The sequence below is a fragment of the Micromonospora sp. CA-248212 genome, assembly GCF_050948405.1.
Classification (GTDB): Bacteria; Actinomycetota; Actinomycetes; order Mycobacteriales; family Micromonosporaceae; genus Micromonospora.
On record NZ_CP192023.1, the window covers coordinates 229,508 to 243,190 of the forward strand.

Consider the following 13,683-nt stretch of genomic DNA (forward strand, 5'->3'; position numbering starts at 1 on the left):
CACAATCGCCACCGGCGTACCCGGCGACGTACTGACGCAGAAAGCAGGTGCTCGTGTCCACAGCAGACAGCAGTCCGTGGTGGCGTGGAGCCGTTATCTATCAGGTGTACCCACGCAGCTTCGCCGACGGCAACGGTGACGGCATCGGTGACATCGCAGGTATCCGCTCCCGCCTGAACCACCTGTCCGCGCTTGGCATCGACGCGATCTGGTTCAGTCCCTGGTATCCGTCGCCGATGGCCGACGCCGGGTACGACGTGTCCGACTACCGCGACATCGATCCGGTCTTCGGCACGCTCGCCGAGGTCGAGGCGCTGATCGCGGAGGCGCACGAGCTGGGCATCCGGACGATCGTCGACGTGGTGCCCAACCACTGCTCCGACGCGCACCCGTGGTTCCAGGCCGCGCTGGCCGGCGGTCCGGGGGCGCCCGAGCGGGACCTGTTCTGGTTCCGCCCCGGGCGGGGCCCGAACGGCGACCAGCGGCCCACCGACTGGGTGGGTGAGTTCGGCGGCGAGACGTGGACCCGCACCACCAACCCGGACGGCACGCCCGGCGACTGGTACCTGCACCTCTTCGCCCCCCAGCAGCCGGACTTCAACTGGGACCACCCCCGGGTACGGGCCGAGTTCGAGGACATCCTGCGGTTCTGGTTCGACCGGGGCGTCGACGGCATCCGGATCGACTCCGCCGGCCTGCTCGTGAAGGACGGGACGCTGCCCGAGGTCGAGCCGGACCGGCCGCACCCGTTCCACGACCTCGACGGGGTGCACGACATCTACCGGGGCTGGCGGCGGGTCGCCGACTCGTACGCCGACCGCGCGCTGATCGGTGAGGTGTGGTTGCCGGACCGGCAACGGTTCGCCAACTACCTGCGCCCCGACGAACTGCACGCCGCGTTCAACTTCGACTTCCTCGGCTGCGCCTGGGACGCCTCCGCGCTGCGGGAGAGCATCGACGGCACGCTGAGCGCGCACGCGCCGGTCGGCGCGCCCGCCACCTGGGTGCTCTCCAACCACGACGTGACCCGGCACGTCACCCGCTACGGCCGGGCGGACACCACGTTCAGCTTCGCCGCGAAGCGCGAGGGGATCCCCACCGACCTGGAGCTGGGCACCCGGCGGGCGCGGGCCGCCGCGCTGCTGTCACTGTCGCTGCCCGGCGCCGCCTACGTCTACCAGGGCGAGGAGCTGGGGCTCTGGGAGGTTGAGGACATCCCGTACGCGATGCGGCAGGACCCGATGTGGGAACGCTCCGGACGGGTCGACCCCGGGCGGGACGGCTGCCGGGTGCCGCTGCCCTGGGCCGGTGACGAGCCGCCCTTCGAGTTCAGCCCGGAAGGCTCGGCGGCGCCCTGGTTGCCCCAGCCGGCCGACTGGAAGGACCGGACGGCGCTGGCGCAGACCGGCGACGCGGCCTCGATGTTGGAGCTGTACCGGGAGGCCATCCACGTCCGGCGCGCCGAGGCGGCGCTCGGCGACGGCGAGTTGACCTGGCTGCCCGCCCCGGACGGCGTGCTGGCCTTCAGCCGCGGCGGCGGCTTCCATTGCCTCGTCAACCTCACCGACGCGGCGGTGCCGATGCCCGTCGACGGGGAGGTGCTGCTGGCCAGCGGCCCCCTCGACGACGGGCTGCTGCCGTCGGACACCGCCGTCTGGCTGCGTACCCCCGACGAGGCCGACGGACCGCGCGCGGACGCCGCCGCCCTGACCTGATCCGACGTGGTGCCGGCGGTCCCGTCCCGACCGCCGGCACCACACCACCCGCCCACCGCGCCCACGAAGGGAGTACGAGGGACCGCCACACCGCACCGACACGGGGGACCTGGCCTGCCTGACGAAAGGGAGAGCGCAGCTCATGGCCAACCACACCACCGGCACTCCGCCCCACCTTCGACACCCGGCCCGGGCAGGGTTGGCCGCCATCGCCGCCACCCTGCTCGCGGCCACCACCCTGACCACCCTCGCGGTCACCGGCAGTGCCACCCCGGCCTCGGCGGCCGGGTTGTCCCCCTTCGACATCTCCGGCCGGGGCGCCACCGTCCCCTTTCTTGAGCAGGAGGCGGAGAAGGCCGCGCACAACGGCACGAAGATCGGCCCGGACCGGCGCTACGGCACGCTGCCGTCGGAGGCGTCCGGCCGGGAGGCGGTCACCCTCGACGCCGTCGGTGAGTACGTCGAGTTCACGCTCACCGCTCCGGCCAACGCGGTCACCTTCCGGTACAGCCTGCCGGACAACTCCTCGGGCACGGGCCGGGACGCCACCATCGACCTGCGGGCCAACGGCAACCTGCTGAAGTCGGTCCCGGTCACGTCGAAGTACGGCTGGTACTACGGCGGCTACCCGTTCAACAACAACCCGGGCGACACCAACCCGCACCACTTCTACGACGAGACCCGGGCGTTGTTCGGCAGCACCCAGCCGGCCGGCACGAAGATCCGGTTGCAGGTCTCCTCGACCGCCCAGTCACCCACCTTCACGATCGACCTGGCCGATTTCGAGGTGGTCGCGCCGATCGCGAAGCCCTCCGGTGTCATCGATGTGGTCACCGACTTCGGCGCGGACCCGACCGGCGCAACCGACTCGACCGCGAAGTTCCAGGCGGCGGTCGACGCTGGCAAGGCCCAGGGCCGGGCGGTCTGGATCCCGACCGGCACGTTCACCCTCTGGGACCACGTGGTGGTCGACGGGGTGACCCTGCGCGGCGCCGGCCCCTGGTACTCGGTGCTCGGCGGCCGGCACCCCACCGACCGCAAGCGGGCGGCCGGCATCTACGGCAAGTACGTCCCCGGCGGCGGCTACACCGGTGAGATCCGGTCGCACGAGGCGAACGGGCCGAGCCGCAACGTCACCCTACGGGACTTCGCCATCATCGGCGACATCCGCGAGCGGGTGGACGACGACCAGGTCAACGCGCTGGGCGGGGCGATGACCAACTCGGTGGTGGACAACCTCTGGTTGGAGAACACCAAGGTGGGCGCGTGGATGGACGGGCCGATGGACAACTTCACCATCCGCAACAGCCGGATCCTCGACCAGACCGCGGACGGGGTGAACTTCCACACCGGCGTCACCAACTCGACGGTGACCAACACGTTCGTCCGCAACACCGGCGACGACGCGCTCGCCATGTGGGCGCAGAGCGTGCCGAACGTCAACAACTCGTTCACGCACAACACCATCGGTGTGACGCTGCTGGCGAACCACCTGGTCAGCTACGGCGGCCGGGACATCAAGATCACTGACAACGTGACGGCCGACTCGCTGACCAACGGCGGCGGCATCCACGTCGCCAACCGCTACCCGGGTGTGCAGGGCGACACCGCCGTCCGGGGCACCTGGACGATCGCCCGGAACACGCTGATCCGCAACGGCAACTCGGACTACAACTGGAACTTCGGCGTCGGGGCGATCTGGTTCTCCGCCCTGAACGAGGCGTTCCAGCAGGCCACCATCAACATCACCGACACCGACATCCTGGACAGCTCGTACGCGGCGCTGCACTGGATCGAGGGTCAGACCAGCGGCATCAACCTCACCAACGTCCGGATCGACGGCGCCGGCACGTACGCGCTCCAGGTGCAGGCGCCCAGCCAGGTGTCGTTCACCAACGTGCGGGCCACCAACATCGCCCAGAGCAACCCGATGCACAACTGCGTGGGTGGCGGCTTCCAGATCACCCAGGGCTCGGGCAACTCGGGCTGGTACACCTCGACCCCGTACTGCGGCCCGTGGCCGGAACCGCAGTGGGGTGGTGGGCCCAGCACCCCGCCGACCACCGGCCCGACCACCGCGCCGCCCACGACCGCGCCGCCGACCACCGCGCCGCCGACCACCGCGCCCCCGACGACCCCGCCGCCCACCGGTGGGAACCTGGCGCTGAACCGGTCGACGGTCGCGACCAGCACCAACCAGAGCTACACGGCGGGCAACGTGGTGGACGGCAACGCCTCGACCTACTGGGAGAGCGCCAACAACGCCTTCCCGCAGTCGGTCACCGTCGACCTGGGCGCGGTCCGCTCGGTCGACCGGGTGGTGCTCAAGCTGCCCGCCGGCTGGGAGCAGCGCACCGAGACACTGTCGGTGCTCGGCTCCACGGACGGCTCGTCGTACGGCACGCTGGCGTCGTCCGCCGGTCGGGTCTTCGCACCCGGCTCGGGCAACACCGTGTCGATCGGGCTGCCCTCCGGTGACCGCCGCTACATCCGGGTCACCGTGACCGGCAACACCGGCTGGCCGGCCGCGCAGCTCAGCGAGGTCGAGGTGTACGGCGGCACGCAGACCACGGCCCCGCCCACCACCGCGCCCCCGACGACCACCCCGCCCCCGACCACGCCGGCCCCCACCGGCAACCTGGCGGCGGGGCGGTCGATCACCGAGACCAGCCACTCCGACGTCTACGCCGGGTCCAACGCGGTGGACGGCAACGCGAACACCTACTGGGAGAGCGCCAACAACGCCTTCCCGCAGTCGCTGACCGTCGACCTGGGCGCCGCCCGAACGGTGTCCCGGGTCGTACTGAAGCTGCCGCCGTCGTCGGCCTGGCAGACGCGCACGCAGAACCTGGCGGTGCTCGGCTCCACCGACGGCTCGTCGTTCAACACCCTCAAGACATCCGCCGGCTACACCTTCAACCCGTCCAGCGGCAACACGGTCACCGTGACCTTCACGGCGACCAGCCAGCGGTACCTGCGCCTGACCGTCACCGGCAACACGGGCTGGCCCGCCGGTCAGCTCAGCGAGTTCGAGGTCTACTCCAGCTAGGCCGACGGCCCCCGCCCGACCAGGGCGGGGACCACCGCACCGTCCCCCACCTGTCGCGGCACGACGGGCGTACCCCTGCGCCCGTCACCGGGCAACGCACCCCACACCACCCCCGAAAGAGGTGTAGCGACCGATGTCCAGAAACGGCCCCACCCGAGGCACCCCGCGAACCGGCTCGCCCGGTTCGACCGTCCGAGCCGACCGATCGCCGGCCCGCCGCCGACTGCTCGCCGGCACGCTCGCCGGACTGCTCCTCGCCGCCGCTCCCGCCGTCACCCCCGCGACCGCGGCCCCGGCGGCGACGCCCGCCTCCGCACCCGCGGGTTCCGCCCGCGCGGCCCTGCTCGCCGGGCTCTCGGCCACCATGAGCGCCAGCAGCTACAACCAGAACTACGTGGCGAGCAACGCGAACGACGGCAACGCCTCGACCTACTGGGAGAGCGCCAACAACGCGTTCCCGCAGTGGATCCAGGCCGACCTGGGCGCCACGGTCGGCGTGGACCGGGTCGTGCTGAAGCTGCCGCCGTCGTCGGACTGGCAGACGCGTACGCAGACGCTGTCGGTGCTCGGCTCCACCAACGGCTCGTCCTTCAGCACCCTGAAGTCGTCGGCCGACTACACCTTCAACCCGAGCAGCGGCAACAGCGCGACCGTCAGCTTCACCGCCGCCAGCACCCGCTACGTCCGGGTGCAGGTCACCGGCAACACCGGCTGGCCGGCCGCGCAGCTCTCCGAGGTCGAGGTGTACGGATCCAGCGGCAGCACCGACACCCAGGCCCCCAGCGCCCCCGGCAACCTGGCGTACACCCAGCCGGCCAGCGGTCAGATCCGGCTCACCTGGTCGGCGTCGAGCGACAACGTCGGGGTGACCGGGTACGACGTCTACGCCAACGGCGCGCTGCGCGGCAGCGTCGGCGGCTCGACGCTGACGTACACCGACAGCCAGGCGGACAGCGCCACGGTCTCGTACTACGTGCGGGCCAGGGACGCGGCCGGCAACCAGTCATCGAACAGCAACACGGTGACCCGTACCGGCACCGGCAACCCGCCCACCGGGAGCAACCTGGCGGTCGGTAAGCCGATCACCGCCTCCGGGTACGTGCACACGTTCGTGGCGACCAACGCCAACGACAACAACGTGGCCACCTACTGGGAGGGCAACGGCAACCCGAGCACGCTGACCGTGCAGCTCGGCGCGAACGCCAGCCTCAGCCAGATCGTGCTGAAGCTCAACCCGGACTCGGCGTGGGGTACGCGTACCCAGAACATCACCGTGCTCGGCCGGGACCAGGGCTCGTCGAGCTTCACCACGCTGGTCGGCGCGACGAACTACACGTTCAACCCGGGCAGCGGCAACACGGTGACCATCCCGGTCTCCGGCGCGGCGGCCGACGTACGCCTCTCGATCGCCTCGAACACCGGCGCCCCGGCCGGTCAGGTGGCCGAGTTCCAGGTCTTCGGCACCCCCGCGCCGAACCCGGACCTCACCGTCACCGGCATGTCGTTCAGCCCGTCCGCACCCGTCGAGACCAGCACCGTCACGCTCTCGGCGACCGTGCGGAACGCCGGATCGGCGGCCTCCGCCGCGACCAACGTCAACTTCTACCTGGGCTCCACCCGGGTCGGCACCGCGTCGGTCGGTGCCCTCGCGGCCGGCGCGTCGACCACGGTCAGCGCCAGCATCGGCACCCGCGACGCGGGCAGCTACCCGCTCAGCGCGAAGGTCGACGAGTCGAACACCGTCGTCGAGCAGGACGACACCAACAACAGCTACTCCAACCCCAGCCCGCTGGTCGTCAGCCCGGTCGCCACCAGTGACCTGGTCGCCTCCTCGGTCGCCTGGTCGCCGGGGAACCCGTCGGCCGGCAACACCGTCACGTTCTCGGTGTCGATCCGCAACGCCGGCAGTGTGGCGTCGGCGTCCGGTTCGCACGGCATCACGCTCACCGTTCTCAACGACTCCGGCACCGTGGTCCGTACCCTGACCGGCTCGTACTCCGGTGTGATCAACGCCGGGGCCACCGTCGGCCCGGTCAACCTGGGCACCTGGACGGCGGCGAACGGCAAGTACACCGTCCGGGTCGTGCTCGCCGCCGACGCCAACGAGCTGCCGGTCAAGCAGACCAACAACACCTCCGACCAGCCGCTCTTCGTCGGGCGTGGCGCCAACATGCCGTACGACATGTACGAGGCCGAGGACGGCGTGGTCGGCGGCGGCGCGAACGTCGTGGGCCCGAACCGGACCGTCGGCGACGTCGCCGGTGAGGCGTCCGGCCGGCGTGCGGTGACCCTGAACTCGACCGGCGCCTACGTCGAGTTCACCACCCGGGCCAGCACCAACACGCTTGTCACCCGCTTCTCCATCCCGGACGCGGCGGGCGGCGGGGGCATCAACTCGACGCTCAACGTCTACGTCAACGGCACGTTCCACAAGGCCATCGACCTGACGTCCCGCTACGCCTGGCTGTACGGCAACGAGACCAGCCCGGGGAACACTCCGAGCGCGGGCGGACCGCGCCACATCTACGACGAAGCCAACGTCATGCTCAACTCGACCGTGCCGGCCGGCAGCAAGATCCGCCTGCAGAAGGACGCGGCCAACACCACCACGTACGCGATCGACTTCATCAACACCGAGCAGGTGTCGCCGATCGCCAACCCGGACTCGGCGCGGTACGCCACGCCGACCGGCTTCACCCACCAGGACGTGCAGAACGCCCTGGACCGGGTCCGGATGGACACCACCGGCAACCTGATCGGGGTGTACCTGCCCGCCGGCAACTACTCCACCTCGTCCAAGTTCCAGGTGTACGGCAAGGCGGTCCAGGTGACCGGCGCGGGCCCCTGGTACACCCGGTTCAACGCGCCGTCCGGCCAGGAGAACACCGACATCGGCTTCCGGGCCGAGAACTCGGCGGCCGGCTCGTCGTTCAAGAACTTCGCGTACTTCGGCAACTACACCTCTCGCATCGACGGTCCGGGCAAGGTGTTCGACTTCTCCAACGTGTCGAACATCGTGATCGACAACATCTGGGCCGAGCACCAGGTCTGCCTCTACTGGGGCGCCAACACCGATTACATGACGATCCGGAACTCACGGATCCGCAACCTGTTCGCCGACGGCGTCAACATGACCAACGGCAGCACCAACAACCTGGTCAGCAACAACGACGCACGGGCCACCGGCGACGACAGCTTCGCGCTGTTCTCGGCGATCGACGCGGGCGGCGCCGACATGAAGGACAACGTCTACGAGAACCTGACGTCGACGCTGACCTGGCGGGCCGCCGGCGTGGCCGTCTACGGCGGCTACGGCAACACGTTCCGCAACATCTACATCGCGGACACGCTCGTCTACTCCGGCATCACCATCAGCTCGCTCGACTTCGGCTACCCGATGAACGGCTTCGGCGCGAGCCCGCCGACGAAGTTCGAGAACATCTCGATCGTGCGAGCCGGTGGACACTTCTGGGGCGGGCAGACCTTCCCGGCGATCTGGGTGTTCTCCGCCTCGAAGGTGTTCCAGGGCATCCGCGTCAGCGACGTGGACATCGTCGATCCGACCTACAGCGGCATCATGTTCCAGACCAACTACGTCGGTGGGCAGCCGCAGAACCCGATCACCGACACGGTCTTCACCAACATCTCCATCAGCGGCGCCCGCAAGAGCGGTGACGCCTACGACGCCAAGTCCGGCTTCGGCATCTGGGCCAACCCCATGCCGGAGTCCGGGCAGGGTCCCGCCGTCGGGTCGGTCACCTTCACCAACCTGCGGCTGAGCAACAACGCGGTGGACATCCAGAACCCCACGACGACCTTCACCATCAACCGCAACTGATTCACCCGGTAGCCGACGCCGCCGGGAGGTCCCACCCTCCCGGCGGCGTCGTGCCGTGCCGGCCCTCGCCCGCGGCGAACCGGGCCGCGCCGGCCAGCGCGTCGGTGTCCAGCGAATCCATCCCGTACGCCAGTTCGGTCGCCAGCGCCTCCGCCTCGGGCCGTCCGACGCCGGCCAGCAGGGCCGCCCGGTCGTTGCGCAGGCAGGTCTGCGGGTGCCGGGCGATCGCCGTCGCCAGTTCCTCGGCCGCCGCCCGCGCCTGGCCCGTCGGCACCACCCGGTTGACCAACCCCATGGCGTACGCCTCGTCGGCCGGCACCGCCCGCCCGGTGAGGATCAGGTCCATCGCGCGGCTCTCCCCGACCAGTCGAGGCAGCCGGACCGTGCCGCCGTCGATCAGCGGTACGCCCCAGCGGCGGCAGAACACTCCGAGCGTGGCGTCGGATTCGGCGACCCGCAGGTCACACCAGAGCGCCAGTTCCAGACCGCCGGCCACCGCGTACCCCGAGATGGCCGCGATCACCGGCTTGCTGAGCACCATCCGGGTGGGACCCATCGGGCCGTCCCCCTCCGGCTCCACCCGGTTGCCTCTCGGCGTGCCGATGGCCTTCAGGTCGGCTCCGGCGCAGAACGTGCCGCCCGCCCCCCACAGCACGGCGACCGCCGCGTCCGGATCAGCCTCGAAGGCGCGGAAGGCATCCGCCAACGCCCGAGCGGTAGCCCCGTCGACAGCGTTCCGCGCCTCCGGCCGATCCAGAATCACCGTAGTGACAGCCCCGTTGCGCTCCACCCGCACACCCATCCCGCCAGCATGCCCGCCCCCGGCAGGTTTGTCGTCAGCGACCGGTTTGGGAGGGGGATCGCCGGGAAGTCGGTACTCGTGCGAGCGCTATTGACGAAAGTTGAGCAGGACTCCCGGCTGGACCGCGCGGGTGACCGGTTGCAGAAGGCTGTCCTGGGGACGCTGCGACCGCGGCGACTGCGGGACCTGCTGCACGGCGTGACGCTGGGGCACCCGCTGCACCCGGCCATGGTGCAGGTGCCGGTCGGGGCGTGGATCAGTGCCGCCGTGCTGGACCTGATGCCAGGGCAGCGCCGACCGGCGACCGTGCTGGTCGGCTTGGGGACGGTCAGCGCCCTGCCGGCGGCGGTCGCCGGGTTGAACGACTGGGCGGCGCTCTCCCGGGACCAGCGCCGGGTCGGCCTCGTGCACGCGGCCGCGAACACCGTCGGTGTCGGCCTCTACGCCGGCTCACTGGCGGCGCGGCTCTCCGGGCGGAGCGGCGTCGGCAGGGCGCTCGGGTTCCTCGGCCTCTCCGCCGTCAGCCTCGGCGCGTACATCGGCGGGCATCTGGCGTACAAGCAGGGCGCCCAGGTCAACCAGAGCGTGTCCGAGCTGCACCGGATGAGCGACGGCTGGCACTCGCTGGCCGACATGGCCACCCTGCCGCAGCGCACGCTGATCACCCGAGAGGTAGACGACGACATCTCGGTGATCCTCTACCGCCACGGTGACGAGGTCACGGTGATGCTGGAGCGGTGCCCGCACCAGAGCGGGCCGCTGGGCGAGGGCGAGGTCCAGGAGATCGACGGCCACGCGTGCGTGGTCTGCCCGTGGCACGGCAGCGCGTTCCGTCTCAACGGCGGCGAGGTCATGCAGGGTCCCTCCGGCAACGACCAGCAGATCCTGCCCACCCGCATCCAGGACGGCGTGCTCCAGACCCGTCTCCCCTGACAGCGGTGCTGCGGGGTCGACGATGACCGGCCGCCATCAGTCTGTCCGGGGTGTCCGCTCCCGGGCGCGTGTGGGGCACGGCGCTCGGGCGTTGGCCGCGCGTGGGCCACTCGCGCTCGGACGTCGGCTGTGTGTGAGCCATGGCGCTCGGGCGTTGGCCGCGCGTGGGCCACTCGCGCTCGGGCGTCGGCTGTGTGTGGGCCATGGCGCTCGGGCGTCGGCTGTGTGTGGGCCACTCGCGCTCGGGCGTTGGCCGCGCGTGGGCCGCAGCTCCCGGGCGTCGTTCGAGCGGAACTCGGCGAGCGGGGCTGCGACCTACGCGTGCGGGTGCCGGCTCAACCCCGCCGGTGCCGACCGCCCTGGACGCCGTCGTCGTCCCATTCGCCGACCGCTCCGGCGCTACGACCGGGCAGGGCCAGCGGCGTGCCGGTCGGAGGGCCAGTGGGCGGGGCGGGCGTCTCGGTGGCCGCCGCCGCACGACGGGCGGCCCAGGCGGCGCCACTGCCCGCTCGACCCGCGTCACCGCTCCAACCCGCCTCACCGCTCCGACCAGGGCTGCCGCTCCGACCCGCGTCACCGCTCCGAGCAGTGCTGCCGCTCCGACCGGGGTTGCCGCTCCGACCAGTGCTGCCGCTCCGGGAGGCGCGGCTCTCGGTGGTGGAGCTGCCGCCCACCCGGGTTGACCGGCGTCGCGGGGTACGGGCGGCCGCAGTCAGCCGGGGTGCGGCGCCGGCCGTGGCCGGCCGACGGCGGAGACCGAGGACCGCGCCGATCTGGGCGCCGACGATGCTCGCCACGGCCAGGACGGCGGAGACGGCCAGCGGTCGGTTCACCCGGTCGGTGGTTCCGGCCCGGGCCGCGCCGACGGTCATCGTGGGTGCCTCACCCGTCGACTCCGTACCGCTGGGTGGTGCCTGCTGCGCGCGCTCCGGCGCCGACCGCTCCGGCGCCGACCGCTCCGGGGCCGGTCGCGCGGGCGGTGTGGGCGCGGCGGGTCGACCGACGAGTTTGCCGGTCGCGTGCGAGCGTGCGCCCTGGTCGGTGGCCTCCGCCGGGAGCCGGAGCAGTTGCCCGGGACGAATCCGGTCCGGGTCGTCCAGCCGGTTCAGCTTGGCGAGTTGCCGGTAGTCGTCGAACTCGTCGAGGTACCGCTCGGCCACCTCGCCGAGGTAGTCGCCCCGGGCAACGCGGTACACCGGCGCAGCCTGGTCGCCGGGGCTCGGCCCGCCCGGCGCGACAAGTCCGAGCGGCCCGCTCCCCAGGGCGTCGCGGGGCCCGCTCGCGGCCAGGCCCAGCGGGGTGCTCTCGGTGAGCCGCGTGGTGGTGGCCGACGCGCTCGGCTGGGCGTACGCCGGACCGGCGTAGACCGCGGCGGCGCTGGCGGCGGCCGGGCTGGCCGCGAGGATCAGGGCGACCGAACCGACCAGCGCGGCGGCGGCCTTCTGCTGGCGGCTCATTCCGGGCAGCTTCGGCGCCGGCCGGCGCAGGGTCTGCGCGCCCAACTCGACGAGGACGGAGAAGGTGAACGTGGCCCAGCCGAACCAACCGGCCAACGCCAGGGCCCGAAGGAAGAGTTGCCCGTCGTCCCGGCTGGTCAGGGTGGTGCCCACCTCGGCGAGGGTGGGCAGATGGTCGGGCAGGGGATTGCCGGCGAAAGCGAGCAGCGCGACCGGCGCGCCCGCCACCAGGGCGCAGAGCACGACGAGCGCGCCGAGGCCGGTGAGGACGCGTCCCGTCCGCCGTACGACGGACCGACCCGATGCGGACATGGCTGCCTTCCTTCCTATGGGACCGGGGGTGGGGCTGTGGTGATGGCCCGTGCCGTCGCCTCTCCGGTGATGGTGACCTGGTCAGCGAAGCCGAACAGGCCGAGCATCGAGCGGCGGTAGGTGATCGTGAGGCGTACCCGGACGACGACCTCCCCGGCGATCTGCGGGAAGCTCACGGTGTGGCTGGTGGTGGAGCCGACGGCGGTGAGGTATTCGGCGACCGCCACGCGGGCCTGCGGCTGGTCGATCCGCGTCGGCCCACCCTCGATCGCGGTGGCCCGGTCGATGGCCTGCCCGCCCGCGCGGGCCGCCTCAGCGGCCAGGTTGTCGGCGCGTTGCAGCGTGCGGAGCTGGCCCGCGCCGTCGAACGAGAGCCCCACGATGGCCAGTACGCCGATCATCGCCACGGCCAGGAAGATGCTGACCCGGCCGTGGTCGCCGGAGAGCGTACGGAGGTTCATCGTCGGCTCCGGTAGCGGTCCAGGGGCGAGGTGAAACTGGCCTCGATCTTGTTCTCGGTGGGCATGCCCGGTAGGGCGTTGAGCCGTAGGTCGCGGAACGACACCCGGCACTCGACCGTGACGGTGACCGTCGCGTTCTGGCCGAGCGCGCTGCGGTAGGCGTCGTCGAATCCGGTGTCGCTGTTGCCGACCCTGCCGCCGAAGGTCAGGGTCGGAGCGGCTCCGCAGTCCAGTCCGTGCCAGTCCAACTGCTCCTGGGCTGCCTTGCGGGCCTGTTCCTTCGCGTCGGTCGGGTCGCGGGAGATCGACGCGGCGCGGGCCGCGTCGTGCGCGGCGGCGTCGAGAGCCTCCGCCGCCACCGCGCTGCGTCCGGCAACGCCCGCCAGCACCATCAGCGCGATGAACGCGGGCGCGAGCACCGCCACCTCGATGGAGACCGAGCCGCGCTCGGTGGTCCGGCTCACGGCGCTGTCACCCGCTCCACCGGCCCGTGCGCGGTCTGCCCGATCTCGAAGTCCATGCCGGGTACGACCGACAGGGACCGGCCGGTGACCGTGCAGGTCACGTCGACCTCGCTGGTCACACAGCTCGGACCGCCGGCCTTGTCCCAGCCCAGCAGCCAGCTACCGCTGGTGGACAGGAACTGCTTGGCGCTGGCTACTCCGGCGCCGTCGGACGCGTTGTACCGCCGTTCGGCGTTGACCCCGCTCTGGGCGGCGTTCAACGCCGTGGCACGAGCCAGGAAGACGGCCGCCACCTGGAGCGACGCGAACAGCAGCACCAGGATCAGCGGCATCACCACGGCCAGCTCCACCGGATTCGCGCCCCCCTCCCGGTCGCCGGTCACGAGACGACGCCGGGCAGCGGAAACCGCCCGGCGCCACCTCGGGTACGTGACTCGGCGCATGCCGGCTACTTCGGGTTCGTGTGGCCCGGGATGGCCTTCATCCAGTCGTTGGCCTTGCCGAGGGCCAGGCCGGTGACGATGGTGGCCACGAAGACCAGGCCGAAGATGATCACCGCGGTCGGTACCGGGCTGTCGCCCCGCTCGCCGTCCCGGCGTAGCTCGGCGAAGCGCGTCGTCACCACGACGTGCAGGTAGGTGAGGATGGACAT

The 13,683-nt window shown here is 71.5% G+C and carries 9 protein-coding genes and 1 pseudogene; 4 read left to right on the forward strand and 6 right to left on the reverse strand.

Annotated elements, in window-relative coordinates; all coding sequences use genetic code 11:
* Positions 1 to 53 precede the first annotated feature (53 nt).
* The 3 genes from ACQP03_RS01140 to ACQP03_RS01150 all read left to right on the forward strand — a co-directional run bounded on the left by ACQP03_RS01140 (position 54) and on the right by ACQP03_RS01150 (position 8,602).
* Positions 54 to 1,715 (forward strand): glycoside hydrolase family 13 protein, encoded by a 1,662-nt coding sequence (locus ACQP03_RS01140; RefSeq protein ID WP_357132029.1) that lies wholly within the window; start codon positions 54 to 56, stop codon positions 1,713 to 1,715.
* A gap of 142 nt (positions 1,716 to 1,857) precedes the next feature.
* Positions 1,858 to 4,764: a galactose-binding domain-containing protein gene (locus tag ACQP03_RS01145; RefSeq protein ID WP_357392558.1), complete on the forward strand. Its 2,907-nt coding sequence runs from the start codon at positions 1,858 to 1,860 to the stop codon at positions 4,762 to 4,764.
* Between the two features lie 133 nt (positions 4,765 to 4,897).
* Entirely contained in the window at positions 4,898 to 8,602 is a 3,705-nt protein-coding gene (locus ACQP03_RS01150; RefSeq protein WP_433459910.1) for a discoidin domain-containing protein, read from the forward strand.
* A gap of 1 nt (position 8,603) precedes the next feature.
* Here ACQP03_RS01150 and ACQP03_RS01155 read toward each other — a convergent pair whose 3' ends face one another.
* Positions 8,604 to 9,404, reverse strand: coding sequence for a crotonase/enoyl-CoA hydratase family protein (locus tag ACQP03_RS01155; protein WP_357171647.1), 801 nt, complete (start codon positions 9,402 to 9,404; stop codon positions 8,604 to 8,606).
* 78 nt (positions 9,405 to 9,482) lie between these two features.
* Between ACQP03_RS01155 and ACQP03_RS01160 the strand changes: the two genes are divergently transcribed.
* Positions 9,483 to 10,337 (forward strand): DUF2231 domain-containing protein, encoded by an 855-nt coding sequence (locus tag ACQP03_RS01160; protein WP_357132017.1) that lies wholly within the window; start codon positions 9,483 to 9,485, stop codon positions 10,335 to 10,337.
* A gap of 725 nt (positions 10,338 to 11,062) precedes the next feature.
* On the opposite strand, the pseudogene ACQP03_RS01165 reads toward ACQP03_RS01160, so the two are convergent.
* From ACQP03_RS01165 to ACQP03_RS01185, 5 genes and pseudogenes are all read right to left on the reverse strand, one after another.
* Positions 11,063 to 12,106: pseudogene (locus ACQP03_RS01165) on the reverse strand (LysM peptidoglycan-binding domain-containing protein); the annotation flags it as partial.
* Between the two features lie 14 nt (positions 12,107 to 12,120).
* Positions 12,121 to 12,567 carry a pilus assembly protein TadG-related protein gene (locus ACQP03_RS01170; RefSeq protein ID WP_357132014.1) on the reverse strand — a complete coding sequence of 149 codons (447 nt, stop codon included), beginning with the start codon at positions 12,565 to 12,567 and terminating at the stop codon, positions 12,121 to 12,123.
* Positions 12,564 to 13,031: a TadE/TadG family type IV pilus assembly protein gene (locus ACQP03_RS01175; RefSeq protein WP_357132011.1), complete on the reverse strand. Its 468-nt coding sequence runs from the start codon at positions 13,029 to 13,031 to the stop codon at positions 12,564 to 12,566. Before ACQP03_RS01175 ends, ACQP03_RS01170 begins: the two co-directional genes overlap by 4 nt.
* Positions 13,028 to 13,474 carry a TadE family protein gene (locus tag ACQP03_RS01180; RefSeq protein ID WP_357171646.1) on the reverse strand — a complete coding sequence of 149 codons (447 nt, stop codon included), beginning with the start codon at positions 13,472 to 13,474 and terminating at the stop codon, positions 13,028 to 13,030. Before ACQP03_RS01180 ends, ACQP03_RS01175 begins: the two co-directional genes overlap by 4 nt.
* 5 nt (positions 13,475 to 13,479) lie before the next feature.
* A complete protein-coding gene (locus ACQP03_RS01185) occupies positions 13,480 to 13,683 on the reverse strand; it encodes a hypothetical protein (RefSeq protein ID WP_357132005.1) in 204 nt (67 codons plus the stop codon).